This window comes from Paraburkholderia fungorum, assembly GCF_046027215.1.
Lineage (GTDB): Bacteria > Pseudomonadota > Gammaproteobacteria > Burkholderiales > Burkholderiaceae > Paraburkholderia > Paraburkholderia fungorum_D.
Genome location: NZ_JAQQEN010000001.1, coordinates 4029328 through 4043645, shown reverse-complemented (window position 1 = coordinate 4043645; position 14318 = coordinate 4029328). Strand labels below are relative to the sequence as shown.

Genomic DNA, 14318 nt, shown 5'->3' with positions numbered 1-14318 from the left:
TCCATCGACTCGAGGACTGTGACCACGATGACAGCAACGCGGCGCGCGAGCCGGCCGGGTCCGGTGCGGTGGATGTTTTATCTGGGCGCCGTGGTGGCGATCGCGTGGTTTGCGACGCAGGCGTTTTACTTTGCGCAGATTGCGGTGTGGAATTACGTCAATCCTCAGTCGACTGCTTTCATGCGATCGGATGCGTGGCGGCTGTCGCAGGATCGGCCGGATCTTGCTGTGCAACACGCGTGGGTGCCGTACGAGCAGATTTCACGCAATCTGAAGCGGGCGATTATTGCTTCCGAGGACGCGAATTTCGTCAATAACAATGGATATGAGACGGACGCCATTTTGCAGGCGTGGGAGAAGAACAAGGCCAAGGGCCGGATTGTTCGAGGCGGTTCGACGATTACCCAGCAATTGGCGCGGAATCTGTTTTTGTCGCGGGAGAAGAGTTATATCCGCAAGGGGCAGGAGCTGATCATCACATGGATGCTCGAGACCTTGATGGACAAGGAACGGATCTTTGAGATTTATCTCAACTCCGTTGAGTGGGGCAATGGGGTGTATGGCGCCGAGGCGGCAGCGCGGTATTACTTTAAGACTTCGGCTGATAAGTTGACTGCTGCGCAGTCGGCTCGGTTGGCTGTCATGCTGCCGCGGCCCAAGTATTTTGACGAGCACAGAGGCTCGGGGTATTTGGCCCAGCGGGCTAAGGTTATTGCGCGGCGCATGGGGGCCGCGGAGTTGCCGGAATAAAGGTTTCTTTTTGCCTTTTGCGGCGGCATTTCCTGGTTCTGGCTTCTTTGGCCTCTCCTTGCTTTCTTATTGGTTTATTAGCGTCGCCCCTGTGCGGGGCGGCACCTACTTTTCTTTGCCGGCCGCAAAGAAAAGTAGGCAAAAGAAAGCGGCTTCAAACCGCTAACTCTTAAGCGGCTCCCCTGGCTTGGAGGGGACCTTGGCTCCGTAGAGATCGAGCCTGCGCACCTCCCCGCCTGAGTGACCAGGCCGTCATACCTCCGGCGGCGCTGCGCGCGCCGAGGCGGTACTTCATCGAACCACCCGCCGGGTTTCAAAACTTCCAGTGTTTTTCGGCGCCTCGCCGAGGCGAAGCCGATGGCCCCCACCGCGTACAAACGAAGCACCCGGTTTCCCTGGCAGACCCGTCCGCGACGCACGCAGTGCGGAGTGGGAGCGGATGACGGCTGTGTCACAGACCGTTATGGACCGAGGTGTGATCCGTTAATCGGACCACAATCCCCTCCAAGCCAGGGGACCCGCTTAAAAATTGGCGGTGTGAGCCGCTTTCTTTTGCCTACTTTTCTTTGCGGCGGCAAAGAAAAGTAGGTGCCCCCCCGCACAGGGGGAACGCTAATAAACCGATAAGAAAACAAGGAAAGGCCAACGCCGTAGGCATAAGAACAAGGAAAGGCCAACACCGCAGGCATACAAAAAAAGGCCAACGCCGTAGGCAAATCACCAATCCAAGCGCCCCGCAGGCAGAAACGCCAAAACCAAGCCCCCGGCAAGGCCAAATCCCATTATATGAATCCAACACTCACATATTGGAGTTTCCCAAAAACCCGCCCTACAATGCATCCCAACACGCGCCGCGAGCGAAGAAAGAACCGATCGCGAACGCAAAAAAACCGGAGACAAAGCCAAATCATGCCTATTGCCCAAAGGCAGCACCCCCCTGCCTGCCGCCCAGCGAGCAGCCAATTCCAAAGCCGCCTCTCCGGCGCCGCGCGGTAAGCGCAAAAAACCCACTCGATCAGTCAATCGCCATGAACAAAGCGATGCCCACTCACGCCGCAAGCGAGCCCGAAGCCGATCTGGCGCCGCACGCAGACCGCCGCCCGAACGCCGTACCGCCGCCGGCTGGCGCCGCCAAAGCGCCTGACCCCGCAGCCCCCCACGGCGTGCTCAACGAAATCGCGCTGCCCAGCACGCTGCTGGACATCACGCCGCAACAAGCCGGCACGCAAACGCTGTTGCGCGGTCTGGCCATTCTGGAAGCGGCCGCGGCCGGCGTGCGCGATCTGCGTACCTTCGGCGCCGCGCTCGGCACGACCCGCAGCACCACGCATCGGCTGGTAAGCAGCCTCGTCCAGGCGCGCTATCTGCGTCAGGTGCAAGGCGGCTATCTGCTCGGCCCCAAGCTGATCGAACTCGGCACCATCGCGCTCGAACAGATGCCGCTCACCGCGGTGGCCCGCCCGCACCTCGAAGCGCTGGCTGAGCAGACGCTCGATACGATCCACCTCGGCGTGCGCGACGGCGACGACGTACTGTACATCGACAAGATTCCCGGCACCCGCGGTCTGGAAATGCGCTCGCGCGTCGGTCACCGGATGCCGCTCGCATCGACGGGTATCGGCAAAGCCATGATGCTCGACCTCACGCCCAACGTCTGGCAGTCGCTGTTCGACGCATCGCGGCGCGCGCTCGCCGCCGTCAGTTTCAAGCCGGACAACCGCCCGGATGCGCAGACCTTCATGCAGCGCATGACCAACTACGCAGCCGGCGGCTACACCTTCGACCTCGAAGAAAACGAAGCGTCGATCCGTTGCGTCGCGGCCCCGGTGCGCGATGCCTCCGGTGCGGTGGTGGCGGCGCTATCGGTTGCGAGCACGATTCCTTATATGCCGCTCGAACGCATGGATGAGCTGATTCCGGTCGTGCAGCGTGAAGCGCGCCTGATCTCGGAAGAACTCGGTTGGCGCGCCCCGCAACCGGCAACCCGCAGGATCAAGCGATGAAGCAAGCGGGCTCCCACACGCCGGCAGTCAACCAGGCCGCGGCCGGCGCCGTCGACACGAAACTTGGCCACGCAGTGCTGATCGGGCTCGACTGGGGCACGACATCGCTGCGCGCCTATCTGTTCGACGCCGCAGGCAAGGTGCTGGACACGCGCGCGTCGACGGCCGGCATCATGAATCTGCCGCGTAGCGCCGAGCAAGGCGGTTTCGACGCCGCGTTCGACGACGCCTGCGCTGCCTGGCTCGGCCAGACGCCGGGCTTGCCGGTCATCGCCGCGGGCATGGTCGGCAGCGCGCAAGGCTGGATGGAAGCGCCGTATATCGACGCGCCGGCGAATGCCGATGCGCTCGTCGCCGGTATCGTGCGGGTGAAGGCAGCGTGCGGCGTGACGCTGCACATCGTGCCGGGCGTCCTGCAACGCGGCGAACTGCCGAACGTGATGCGCGGCGAAGAAACGCAGATTTTCGGCGCGCTCGGCGTGGACACAGGCTCGGCGGACAGCAGCAAACACGGTGGCAAACCGGGTGGCAAGCAGAGCGGCCAGCACGCGCTGATCGGCTTGCCCGGTACGCACGCGAAGTGGGTCGTCGTACAGGCGGGCCGCATCGAACGTTTTCATACCTTCATGACGGGCGAAGTATTCGCCGCCTTGCGCGAACACACGATCCTCGGCCGCACGATGCTCACGCCGGATCGCGCGGATACCGAATCATTCCTGCACGGCGTCAGCATCGCCCGTGAAAAAGGTCAGGCGGGTTTGCTGGCGACCGTGTTCAGCGCGCGCACACTCGGCCTCACCGGACAACTTTCGCGCGAACAGCAACCGGACTATCTGTCGGGATTGCTGATCGGGCACGAACTGGCCGGCCTCGACGCCGTGCTGACACAACAGCAGGACTCGCTCGCCGGCCAGACCCTGCGCCTGATCGGCAATGAAGCGCTGTGCGAGCGGTATCGACTCGCGCTGGCGCAATTCGGCTGCACCCAGGCGGAGCTGGTCAAGCACGCCACCGAGCGCGGCTTGTGGCGCGTCGCGGCCCAGGCCGGACTCGTCAAGCCGGCCGCTCACGCGGTTCGCGCCAATTAAACGGCGGCGCTGCCGACCACCCAACAAGGAACCGACATGCAACCTCACATCAATCTGCCTGCTCCGTACATGCCCCACGCGGGTCTGATCGCGGCGTTCGAGGTGTGTCCGCTGATCGCGATCATGCGCGGCGTGACGCCCGCCGATGCAGCCGACCACGGCCAGGCGCTCTACGAAGCCGGTTTTCGCATCGTCGAAGTGCCGTTGAATTCGCCGCAGCCGTTCGACAGCATCGCGGCGATCCGCAAGGTGTTGCCGGCCGATGCGATCGTCGGTGCGGGTACCGTGCTGCATCCGAGCTTTGTCAACGACGTGAAGTCGGCGGGCGGCGAACTGATCGTGATGCCGCATAGCGATCCGGATGTCGTCACGGCTGCGAAAGCGCAGGGTCTCGCGTGCGCTCCGGGCGTGGCGACGCCGAACGAAGCCTTCATCGCGCTGAAAAACGGCGCTGACGTGCTGAAGATGTTCCCCGCCGAGCAATTGGGCTGCCACGTGGTGAAGGCGTGGCGTGCAGTGATCGCCGCGCAGGTGCCGCTGGTGCCGGTCGGCGGCATCACGCCGGACAACATGGGGCCGTTTCTCAGTGCCGGCGCGAACGGTTTCGGTCTCGGTTCGGCGCTGTATCAGCCGGGCCAAAGCGCAGCAGTGACGGCGTCGCACGCCAAGGCGTTCATCAACGGCTTGCGCATCGCCCGGGCAGGTTCGAAGAAATGAAGCGGCTCGCCGACAAGGTCGCATTGATCACCGGCGCCGGACGCGGCATCGGCGCGGCGATCGCGTTCGCGTTTGCGCGCGAAGGCGCGGCGGTCGTGCTGGCGGAACTGGATATCGAAACCGCGCAGCAGACGGCGGCGCAGATCAAGGCGCAAACCGGCGCGCGCGTGCTGGCCGTGCACACGGACGTCACGCAGTCGGCTTCGGTCCAGCACGCGGTGAGCGAGGCCGAAACCGCGTTCGGCGCACTCGACGTGCTGGTGAACAACGCCGGCATCAACGTGTTCTGCGATCCGCTCACGATGACCGACGACGACTGGCGCCGCTGCTTCGCAGTCGATCTGGACGGTGTGTGGAATGGTTGCCGCGCGGCGCTGCCGGGCATGGTGGAGCGCGGCGCGGGCAGCATCGTGAATATCGCGTCGACCCATGCGTTCAAGATCATTCCAGGCTGTTTTCCGTACCCGGTCGCGAAGCACGGCGTAATCGGCTTGACGCGCGCGCTCGGCATCGAATACGCACCGCGCAACGTGCGGGTCAATGCCATCGCGCCGGGTTACATCGAAACGCAATTGACGCATGACTGGTGGAACGAACAAGCCGATCCAGCCGCCGCGCAGCAGGCAACGCTCGATTTGCAGCCGATGAAGCGTATCGGCCGCCCGGAAGAAGTGGCAATGACCGCCGTGTTCCTCGCCTCGGACGAAGCGCCGTTCATCAACGCCAGCTGCATCACGGTGGATGGCGGGCGCTCGGCGCTCTATCACGATTGAGTCTTTGCAACAGGTTTTGCAGTTCGCAGGATGCGCCGTGGTGCGCAGGTTTCACCGGACGACGCGCTGGCCGCGTGTGTCATACCCGGTACAAGAAGACGCGGCCGATACCTTCTCGTTATCAATTAGTCAGGAGACACGCATCATGAAACGTAGAATTTTCCTCACGCTGGCAGCAGCGGCGACGGGTGTGCTCTTCAACGCACCGGTCGCGCAAGCCGCCGATCCGGTGAAGATCGGCTTCCTCGTGAAGCAGCCGGAGGAACCGTGGTTCCAGGACGAGTGGAAGTTCGCCGAAATCGCGGCCAAGGAAAAGGGCTTTACGCTGGTGAAGATCGGCGCGCCGTCCGGCGAGAAGGTGATGAGCGCGATCGACAATCTGTCGGCCCAGAAAGCGCAAGGCTTTGTGATCTGCACGCCCGACGTCAAGCTCGGACCGGGCATCGTCGCCAAGGCGAAGGCTGACGGCCTGAAGATGATGACGGTCGACGACCGTCTGGTCGACGGCGCGGGCAAGCCGATCGCATCGGTGCCGCATATGGGCATCTCGGCGTACAACATCGGCAAGCAGGTCGGTGACGGCCTTGCTGCGGAAATCAAGAAGCGCGGCTGGGACATGAAGGACGTCGGCGCGATCGACGTGACCTACGAACAGCTGCCGACCGCGCATGATCGCACCAGCGGCGCAACCGATGCACTGATCGCCGCCGGCTTCCCGAAGGCGAACATCATCGCCGCGCCGCAAGCGAAGACTGACACGGAAAACGCGTTCAACGCCGCCAACATCGCGCTGACGAAGAATCCGAACTTCAAGCACTGGGTCGCTTACGGCCTGAACGACGAAGCCGTGCTCGGCGCCGTGCGTGCAGCGGAAGGCCGCGGCTTCAAGGCGGACAACATGATCGGTATCGGCATCGGCGGTTCGGAATCGGCACTCAACGAGTTCAAGAAGCCGACGCCGACGGGCTTCTACGGCACGGTCATCATCAGCCCGAAGCGCCATGGCGAAGAAACCGCGACGCTGATGTACGACTGGATCACACAAGGCAAGGAACCGCCGATGCTCACGCTGACGACCGGCATGCTGGCCACGCGTGACAACGTTGCCGACGTGCGCCAGAAGATGGGCCTCGCGGCAAATTAAGCCGTCTTTATCGCAGTGAAGTGAAGTGAACTGCCGGTGCGTCATTCTCCAGGGATTGGGCGCGCCGGCAGCAGCAACGCAAGATCGGCAGTTGAGACAGACCGTGTTGGCCGCAGCAGGCTTCGAGCCTGGAAACAGCGCGCACGGTTCACATGAAGCAAGGAGGCGAAGTGTCAGCGACGCTACGTTTTGACAATATCGGCAAAGTCTTTCCAGGCGTGCGCGCGCTCGACGGTGTGTCCTTCGACGTCAACGTCGGCCAGGTGCACGGCCTGATGGGCGAAAACGGCGCAGGGAAATCGACCCTGCTGAAGATTCTCGGCGGTGAATATCAGCCGGATTCAGGTCGCGTGATGATCGATGGCAACGAGGTGCGCTTCACGAGCGCGGCGTCGTCGATTGCGGCCGGCATCGCGGTGATTCACCAGGAACTGCAATACGTGCCCGATCTGACGGTCGCGGAAAACCTGCTGCTTGGCCAGTTGCCGAACTCGCTCGGCTGGGTCAACAAACGCGAAGCGAAACGCTTCGTGCGCGAACGGCTCGAAGCGATGGGCGTGGCGCTCGATCCGAACGCGAAGTTGCGCAAGCTCTCGATCGCGCAGCGGCAGATGGTGGAAATTTGCAAGGCGCTGCTGCGCAACGCGCGCGTGATTGCACTCGACGAACCGACCAGCTCGCTGTCGCATCGCGAGACTGAGGTGCTGTTCAAGCTGGTGCGCGATCTGCGCGCCGACAATCGCGCAATGATCTACATCTCGCACCGCATGGACGAGATCTACGAGTTGTGCGACGCCTGCACGATCTTCCGCGACGGCCGCAAGATCGCCTCGCATCCCACGCTCGAAGGCGTGTCGCGCGACACCATCGTCAGCGAGATGGTCGGGCGTGAAATTTCGGATATCTATAACTACTCCGCGCGTCCGCTTGGCGAAGTGCGGTTCGCGGCGAAAGCCATCGAAGGTCACGCGCTGACGCAACCGGCCAGCTTCGAAGTGCGGCGCGGCGAGATTGTCGGCTTCTTCGGTCTGGTGGGCGCGGGCCGCAGCGAACTGATGCACCTCGTGTACGGCGCCGATCACAAGAAGGGCGGCGAGTTGGAGCTCGACGGCAAGCCGATCAAGGTGCGCAGCGCGGGCGAAGCGATCAGGCACGGCATCGTGCTGTGCCCGGAAGACCGTAAGGAAGAGGGCATTGTCGCCATGGCGACGGTGTCGGAAAACATCAATATCAGTTGCCGCCGCCACTATCTGCGCGCGGGCATGTTTCTCGACCGCAAGAAGGAAGCGGATACCGCCGACCGGTTCATCAAGCTGCTGAAGATCAAGACGCCGAGCCGCCGCCAGAAGATCCGGTTTCTGTCAGGCGGCAATCAGCAGAAGGCGATTCTGTCGCGCTGGCTGGCCGAACCCGATCTGAAGGTGGTGATTCTCGACGAGCCGACACGCGGTATCGACGTCGGCGCGAAGCACGAGATCTATAACGTGATCTATCAGCTTGCCGAACGCGGCTGCGCGATCGTGATGATTTCGTCGGAATTGCCGGAAGTGCTCGGCGTGTCCGACCGGATCGTCGTGATGCGCCAGGGGCGGATTTCCGGTGAATTGTCGCGCAAGGATGCGTCGGAACAAGCGGTCTTGAGCCTCGCGTTGCCGCAAAGCTCGACTGCGTTGCCCACCACCGCCAGCGCCACCCAGCAGGCGGCCTGAACATTATTTGGACGAAAGTCCGGCAACCCGTGGGGAACGGGAGGAGTCTTCAAAATGCAAGCCAGAGAAAACCTCGCGCAACAGGCCGCCAAGAGCGCCGCCGAAGCGCTGATTCCGCAAGGCAACGACAAGCAGAAGTGGTGGCAGCAGATCACCGAGTACAGCCTGATCGTGATCTTCGTTGTCATGTTCATCACGATGTCGCTGACCGTCGATCACTTCTTCTCGATCGAAAACATGCTCGGTCTCGCGTTGTCGATCTCGCAGATCGGCATGGTCTCGTGCACGATGATGTTCTGTCTCGCCTCGCGCGATTTCGACTTGTCGGTGGGTTCGATAGTCGCTTTCGCGGGCGTGCTGTGCGCGATGGTGCTCAACGCGACCGGTAACACGTTTATCGCGATCGTCGCGGCAGTTTTCGCGGGCGCGGCGATCGGCTTCGTCAACGGCGCGGTGATTGCGTATCTGCGCATCAATGCGCTGATTACGACGCTGGCGACGATGGAAATTGTCCGTGGCTTCGGCTTTATCGTGTCGCACGGTCAGGCGGTGGGTGTCTCGTCGGACACGTTTATCGCGCTGGGCGGCCTGAGCTTCTTCGGCGTGTCGCTGCCGATCTGGGTCACGCTGCTATGCTTCATCGTGTTCGGCGTGATGCTCAACCAGACGGTGTATGGGCGCAATACGCTCGCCATTGGTGGCAATCCGGAGGCGTCGCGTCTGGCCGGTATCAATGTCGAACGTACCCGCGTTTATATCTTCCTGATCCAGGGCGCGGTGACCGCATTGGCCGGTGTGATTCTGGCTTCGCGGATCACGTCGGGTCAGCCGAATGCAGCGGAAGGCTTTGAGCTGAACGTGATTTCGGCGTGCGTGCTGGGCGGTGTGTCGCTGCTCGGCGGCCGCGCGACGATTTCCGGCGTGGTGATCGGCGTGCTGATCATGGGTACGGTCGAGAACGTGATGAACCTGATGAACATCGACGCGTTCTATCAGTACCTCGTGCGCGGCGCGATCCTGCTTGCGGCCGTGCTGCTCGACCAGTTGAAGAACCGCGGCTCGCGCGACTAAACCCGCGCTTGATGCGCGACTCACCCACTTTGCTACAGAAGGAATCGAACGATGTCGTCTCCGGCCAATGCAAACGATCGTCTCGCGGATAACGCGTTCGCCCGCTATCCGAGCCTTGTCGACCGAACGGTGCTGATCACGGGCGGCGCGACCGGCATCGGCGCATCGTTCGTCGAGCATTTCGCGGCGCAAGGCGCACGCGTCGCGTTCTTCGATATCGATGCGACAGCGGGTGAAGCGCTTGCTGATGAACTCGGCGATTCGAAGCACAAACCGCTGTTTTTGACATGCGATCTCACCGATATCGATGCGCTGCAAAAAGCCATCGCCGACGTGAAGGCGGCGCTCGGTCCGATCCAGGTGCTGGTGAACAACGCGGCGAACGACAAGCGTCACACGGTCGGTGAAGTGACGCCCGAGTTTTTCGACGCAGGTATCGCCGTGAATATCCGTCACCAGTTTTTTGCGGCGCAAGCGGTGATGGAGGACATGAAAGCGGCCGGCGCGGGGTCGATCATCAATCTCGGTTCGATCAGCTGGATGCTGAAGAACGGCGGCTACCCCGTGTATGTGATGTCGAAGTCGGCGGTGCAGGGTTTGACGCGCGGTCTCGCGCGTGACCTCGGCCATTTCAATATCCGCGTCAATACGCTGGTGCCGGGCTGGGTAATGACGGACAAGCAGAAGCGCCTGTGGCTCGACGACGCCGGCCGCCGGTCGATCAAGGAAGGGCAGTGCATCGACGCCGAGCTGCAACCCGCCGACCTCGCGCGCATGGCGCTGTTCCTCGCCGCCGACGATAGCAAAATGATCACCGCGCAGGACATCATCGTCGACGGAGGCTGGGCGTGAGCACGGCGGCGCGCGCCGGTTTGCGTGCACACCGCGCGGCCTTGCTGATCGACGCGAAATGCACGCTCGGCGAGGGCGCGACATGGTGCGCGAAAACCGGCCGCTTTTACTGGACCGATATTGAAGGCGCGCGTTTGTGGCGTTATGACCCGAGCGACGGCCGCAGCACGTTCTGGCGCATGCCCGAGCGGCTGGCCACTTTTGCGCTATGCGCCGATCCGCATGTGTTGTTGCTCGGCCTTGCCACACATCTCGCGTTCTTCGATATCGCAACCGGCGAAACGCAGCGCATCGTCGATGTCGAGCCGGGTTTGAACACGCGCGTCAACGACGGCCGCTGCGATCGGCAAGGGCGTTTCGTATTCGGCACCAAAGACGAAGGCGCGCCGCTGAGCGCGATCGGCGGCTTTTATCGACTGAATCACGATCTTTCGCTGGAACGTCTGCCATTGCCTGCGCCGGCGATCTCGAACAGCATCGCCTTCAGTCCGGACGGCGCGACGATGTACTACTGCGACTCGCCGACCCGCGAGATCCGCGCGTGCGACTATCGCGCGGACGGCAGCATCGCCAACGATCGCCTCTTCACCACGCTCACGGACGCAACAGGCGAGCCCGACGGCTCGACAGTCGACCGCGACGGTGGCTTGTGGAACGCCCAATGGGGCGGCAGGCGAGTGGTGCGGTATGGCCCCGATGGCGTGGAAACCGAACGCGTCGAGGTGCCGACCGCGCAGCCAAGCTGTGTCGCGCTCGGCGGCGCGCAACTGGGCACGCTGTACATTACGAGCGCGCGCGTCGGTCTCGATGCCGCTGCGCTCGCCGGCGATATTCGTGCAGGCGGCGTGTTCGTCGCGACGCCTGGCCGGCGAGGTTTGCCCGAGCCGGTGTTCCACGGCGCGCCCGCTTAGCGCAGAATGACGCTGCCGCTTCGGCGCAGACGGTTGATGTGAATCTGATCGTGAACCAGTTTTGATGTGGCAGCAAATCGGCAGCATGCAGTTCGGACCCAGAGGCGACCGGTTCAAAAAGTCGCCCGATAGTATCCGTCAGCAATGGCGGCAACGTCCCACGCCTCTCGATGGAGCCAGATATGACTGTTGCGAATCTTGTTTCCGCCCCTTCTCAAAGCCGACGTGCGCGACTGAACGCGGCGGCCAATCCGGTGCTTCCTGGGCCCAGCACGTCGGCGGTCGCGGTGGGTGACGCGAGCGGCGGCGATGTGGCCTGCATTACGCTCGCTAACGCGCACTTGCGCCTCGACGTCGCGCCGACGCTCGGCGGCGGTGTCACCCGTTTTGACTGGCGCAACGACGGCGCGCTCACGCCGATTTTCCGGCGCTGCCGCCACGTCGCGGCCGATACCCAACCGAACCAATTGGCCTGTTATCCGCTGCTGCCGTACTCGAACCGGATCGGCGGCGGTCATTTCAGCGTGGCGGGAAAGCGCGTCGAGGTGCCGCGCAATCGCGACGACGAACCCTTGCCGATCCACGGCGACGGCTGGCTGTCCGCCTGGCAGGTCGCCGGGTCGGATCGCGAAAGCGTGCGCCTGACGCTCGATCGCCGCGACGGCAAACCGTACGCATTCCGCGCGACCCAAACCTACACGCTGGACGGCCCCACACTCGTCATTACGCTGGACATCGAGAACGTCGGCCGGGAATCGTTGCCGTTCGGACTGGGCATCCATCCGTTCTTCGTGCGCGACGCCGATACCGAACTCTCCGCGGCCGCCGGCGGCCTGTGGCTATCCGGCGACGACTGGTTGCCCGTGCGTCACGTCCAGGCGCCGCCTGCCTGGCAATTCGGCGTGGCGTATCCGCTGCCCGAAACCATCGTCAATCATGCGTTCACGGGCTGGAGCGGCCAGGCAGCAGTGGTGTGGCCCAAGCGGCGCCTGTCGCTGAACATTGCGGCGGATTCGGATTACTACGTGCTGTACACACCACCTGGCGAAGATTTCTTCTGTTTCGAGCCGGTCGATCATCCGATCAACGCGATGAATCTGGCTGGCGGCGCGTGTGAAAACGGCATGACGATGCTCGCGCGCGGTGAGCGCCTTACGCGCACGTTCCGTTTCACCGTCGAGCGAACTGGCCTGCGGTCAATGCCCAGCGCGCGCGGTGCACGGCGGCGGCAATAAGCGAGCACCGCGGCAGCGCACGATGCGTGGGCGCGGCATGCCGCGCAGGACGGGTAAAATACGCGCCTCTTCCGTTATCGGCTCGCCGCGAGACTCACCATGTCCAACTTCATCCAGACACTCAACGACGCCTGGCAGCGCACGAATTCGCTGCTGTGCGTCGGCCTCGATCCCGAGCCCAGCAAATTCCCCGGCGCGCTCGCGGGCCGTCCCGAGGCGATTTTCGAGTTCTGCCGGGGCATCGTCGACGCCACTGCGCCGTATGCCTCGTCGTTCAAGCCGCAGATCGCGTACTTCGCCGCTCATCGCGCGGAAGACCAGCTTGAACAGCTGATCGCGCACATTCACGCCAACCATCCGGGTCTGCCGGTGATTCTGGATGCGAAGCGCGGCGACATTGGCAGCACCGCCGAACAGTACGCGCGCGAGGCATTCGAGCGCTATCAGGCGGATGCCGTGACGGTGAATCCGTATATGGGTTTCGATTCGATCGAACCGTATCTGGAACATGCGGGTAAGGGCGTGATCGTGTTGTGCCGGACCTCGAACCCGGGCGGTTCGGATCTGCAGTTTCTGGAGACGGGCGGGCGTCCGCTGTATCAGGTCGTCGCGCAGCTCGCAGCCGGGAAGTGGAACGCGAGTGGGCAACTGGCTCTCGTGGTCGGTGCGACTTTCCCGAAGGAAATCGAAGTGGTGCGGGGGATTGTCGGCGACATGCCGCTGCTGATTCCGGGCATTGGCGCGCAAGGCGGCGATGTAGAGGCGACCGTGAACGCAGGCCGGACGGCCAACGGCACAGGGATGCTGATCAATTCGTCGCGGGCGATCATCTACGCCGGCAAGGGCGACGATTTCGCCGCTGCCGCCGCCCAGGCCGCGAGGGAGACGCGCGACCGGATCAACGCGTTCCGGTAAGACAATGCTGTCGTTACGAGTGACAGCGCCGTGATTGGCTGCAGGCGGCTGGAGCGCTCCGGCTGATCAGGTAGCCGGTCCCAACCGTGCAATCAACGCCGCATGCTGCGGATGTCGCGCCTGCAATGCGTGGACATCCGCCAGCTCGAACTCACTGAATTCGAAGCCCGGCGCAACCGTACAGCCGGCTAGCGCGAGGCCTGCCGGGTCGGCGCATTCCGCGGCAAACCACAAACCCGCTGGTACGACCGCCTGAAATACGGCATCCGGATGCGTCAGCGTGTTGCCCAACCGATGGGTCACCAGCCCGCCTGTTTCGTCCAGCACGTGAACCAGTAGCGGCTCGCCTGCATAGAAGTGCCAGACTTCGTCGGACCTGATCCGATGCCATGCCGAATGCGCGCCGTCGCACAGCAGGTAATAGATCGCGGTGGACGCCGAGCGCGTTTCGCCTGAATCGCTCGCACGCGCGACCCGCGCCTCGGACCGATAGGTCTCGCTAAAGAACCCGCCTTCCGGATGCGGCTTCAGATCGAAGCGGCGGATCAACGCGTCTTTGGCTGGGTGCGAGGCGGGCATCTTGATGGGGAATGAGGGTAGTGCGGGTGATGCGCCGCAAGTCAATGCTCGCGCTCGTCGAGCAAGGCCAGCACGCCGCGCAATGCGTGCGCGGCGGCCTGCACGCGGATCTTTTCGCGGTCGCCCTTGAACACTTTCGTTTCCACCGAGGTGTGCAGCCGGTTGCTCCAGCCGAACGACACCATGCCGACCGGCTTGGTTTCGGTGCCGCCGCCGGGGCCGGCCACGCCGGTGATCGATAGCGAGACCTGCGCGCGGCTGTTGCGCAGCGCGCCCTCGGCCATTGCGCGGGCCACCTGCTCGCTGACGGCGCCGTGCTTGTCGATCAGCTCGGCCGGCACGCCGATCATTTCGCACTTCGCCTGATTCGAATAGGTGACGAAGCCGCGCTCGAACCAGCCGCTACTGCCGGAAATATCGGTGATCGCCGTGGCGACCATGCCGCCCGTGCAGGATTCGGCGGTCACGAGCATCAGGCGTTCGTCGCGTAGGCGGTTGCTCACGCGAATCGCGAGCTGATGAACCACGGAATCGGTAGGCATGGCGTAAATCCGGAACAGGGGACTGCTGA

Annotated in this window: 14 protein-coding genes; 12 read left to right on the top strand and 2 right to left on the bottom strand. The window is 63.3% G+C overall.

Annotation, left to right across the window (positions count from 1 at the left end; genetic code table 11):
* Positions 1-27 precede the first annotated feature (27 nt).
* The 12 genes from mtgA to pyrF all read left to right on the top strand — a co-directional run bounded on the left by mtgA (position 28) and on the right by pyrF (position 13168).
* Complete coding sequence (gene mtgA, locus PQR27_RS18080; protein WP_408525517.1) at positions 28-750, top strand: monofunctional biosynthetic peptidoglycan transglycosylase; 723 nt, start codon at positions 28-30, stop codon at positions 748-750.
* A 1028-nt stretch (positions 751-1778) separates the two neighbouring features.
* Positions 1779-2753: an IclR family transcriptional regulator gene (locus PQR27_RS18075; RefSeq protein WP_408524924.1), complete on the top strand. Its 975-nt coding sequence runs from the start codon at positions 1779-1781 to the stop codon at positions 2751-2753.
* Entirely contained in the window at positions 2750-3841 is a 1092-nt protein-coding gene (locus tag PQR27_RS18070; protein WP_408524923.1) for a 2-dehydro-3-deoxygalactonokinase, read from the top strand. The genes PQR27_RS18075 and PQR27_RS18070 overlap by 4 nt, the downstream gene beginning before the upstream one ends.
* Positions 3842-3877: 36 nt before the next feature.
* Entirely contained in the window at positions 3878-4558 is a 681-nt protein-coding gene (locus tag PQR27_RS18065; RefSeq protein WP_408524922.1) for a 2-dehydro-3-deoxy-6-phosphogalactonate aldolase, read from the top strand.
* The gene (locus PQR27_RS18060; protein ID WP_408524921.1) at positions 4555-5331 is read left to right on the top strand and encodes an SDR family oxidoreductase; all 777 of its coding nucleotides are present in this window, start codon (positions 4555-4557) and stop codon (positions 5329-5331) included. Before PQR27_RS18065 ends, PQR27_RS18060 begins: the two co-directional genes overlap by 4 nt.
* A gap of 145 nt (positions 5332-5476) precedes the next feature.
* Positions 5477-6475, top strand: a complete 999-nt coding sequence (locus tag PQR27_RS18055) for an arabinose ABC transporter substrate-binding protein (protein ID WP_408524920.1) — start codon at positions 5477-5479, stop codon at positions 6473-6475.
* A 170-nt stretch (positions 6476-6645) separates the two neighbouring features.
* Complete coding sequence (araG, locus tag PQR27_RS18050) at positions 6646-8184, top strand: L-arabinose ABC transporter ATP-binding protein AraG (RefSeq protein ID WP_408524919.1); 1539 nt, start codon at positions 6646-6648, stop codon at positions 8182-8184.
* Between the two features lie 54 nt (positions 8185-8238).
* The gene (gene araH, locus PQR27_RS18045) at positions 8239-9255 is read left to right on the top strand and encodes an L-arabinose ABC transporter permease AraH (RefSeq protein WP_408524918.1); all 1017 of its coding nucleotides are present in this window, start codon (positions 8239-8241) and stop codon (positions 9253-9255) included.
* Between the two features lie 51 nt (positions 9256-9306).
* Positions 9307-10107: an SDR family NAD(P)-dependent oxidoreductase gene (locus tag PQR27_RS18040; protein ID WP_408524917.1), complete on the top strand. Its 801-nt coding sequence runs from the start codon at positions 9307-9309 to the stop codon at positions 10105-10107.
* On the top strand, positions 10104-11018 hold the full coding sequence (locus PQR27_RS18035; protein WP_408524916.1) for an SMP-30/gluconolactonase/LRE family protein: 915 nt from the start codon (positions 10104-10106) through the stop codon (positions 11016-11018). Before PQR27_RS18040 ends, PQR27_RS18035 begins: the two co-directional genes overlap by 4 nt.
* 182 nt (positions 11019-11200) lie before the next feature.
* Entirely contained in the window at positions 11201-12253 is a 1053-nt protein-coding gene (locus PQR27_RS18030; protein WP_408524915.1) for an aldose 1-epimerase, read from the top strand.
* A 99-nt stretch (positions 12254-12352) separates the two neighbouring features.
* Entirely contained in the window at positions 12353-13168 is an 816-nt protein-coding gene (gene pyrF / locus PQR27_RS18025; RefSeq protein WP_408524914.1) for an orotidine-5'-phosphate decarboxylase, read from the top strand.
* A 66-nt stretch (positions 13169-13234) separates the two neighbouring features.
* Here the strand turns inward: pyrF and PQR27_RS18020 are convergent, their stop codons facing one another.
* Both PQR27_RS18020 and PQR27_RS18015 read right to left on the bottom strand, forming a co-directional pair.
* On the bottom strand, positions 13235-13747 hold the full coding sequence (locus PQR27_RS18020; RefSeq protein ID WP_408524913.1) for a cupin domain-containing protein: 513 nt from the start codon (positions 13745-13747) through the stop codon (positions 13235-13237).
* Positions 13748-13788: 41 nt separating this feature from the next.
* Entirely contained in the window at positions 13789-14289 is a 501-nt protein-coding gene (locus PQR27_RS18015; RefSeq protein WP_408524912.1) for a CinA family protein, read from the bottom strand.
* Positions 14290-14318 lie beyond the last annotated feature (29 nt).

Bases quoted from the DNA above. Each gene is read 5' to 3' on its own strand.
- mtgA (WP_408525517.1), top strand. From the start codon at position 28: ATGACAGCAACGCGGCGCGCGAGCCGGCCGGGTCCGGTGCGGTGGATG.
- PQR27_RS18075 (WP_408524924.1), top strand. From the start codon at position 1,779: ATGAACAAAGCGATGCCCACTCACGCCGCAAGCGAGCCCGAAGCCGAT.
- PQR27_RS18070 (WP_408524923.1), top strand. From the start codon at position 2,750: ATGAAGCAAGCGGGCTCCCACACGCCGGCAGTCAACCAGGCCGCGGCC.
- PQR27_RS18065 (WP_408524922.1), top strand. From the start codon at position 3,878: ATGCAACCTCACATCAATCTGCCTGCTCCGTACATGCCCCACGCGGGT.
- PQR27_RS18060 (WP_408524921.1), top strand. From the start codon at position 4,555: ATGAAGCGGCTCGCCGACAAGGTCGCATTGATCACCGGCGCCGGACGC.
- PQR27_RS18055 (WP_408524920.1), top strand. From the start codon at position 5,477: ATGAAACGTAGAATTTTCCTCACGCTGGCAGCAGCGGCGACGGGTGTG.
- araH (WP_408524918.1), top strand. From the start codon at position 8,239: ATGCAAGCCAGAGAAAACCTCGCGCAACAGGCCGCCAAGAGCGCCGCC.
- PQR27_RS18040 (WP_408524917.1), top strand. From the start codon at position 9,307: ATGTCGTCTCCGGCCAATGCAAACGATCGTCTCGCGGATAACGCGTTC.
- PQR27_RS18030 (WP_408524915.1), top strand. From the start codon at position 11,201: ATGACTGTTGCGAATCTTGTTTCCGCCCCTTCTCAAAGCCGACGTGCG.
- pyrF (WP_408524914.1), top strand. From the start codon at position 12,353: ATGTCCAACTTCATCCAGACACTCAACGACGCCTGGCAGCGCACGAAT.
- PQR27_RS18020 (WP_408524913.1), bottom strand. From the start codon at position 13,747: ATGCCCGCCTCGCACCCAGCCAAAGACGCGTTGATCCGCCGCTTCGAT.
- PQR27_RS18015 (WP_408524912.1), bottom strand. From the start codon at position 14,289: ATGCCTACCGATTCCGTGGTTCATCAGCTCGCGATTCGCGTGAGCAAC.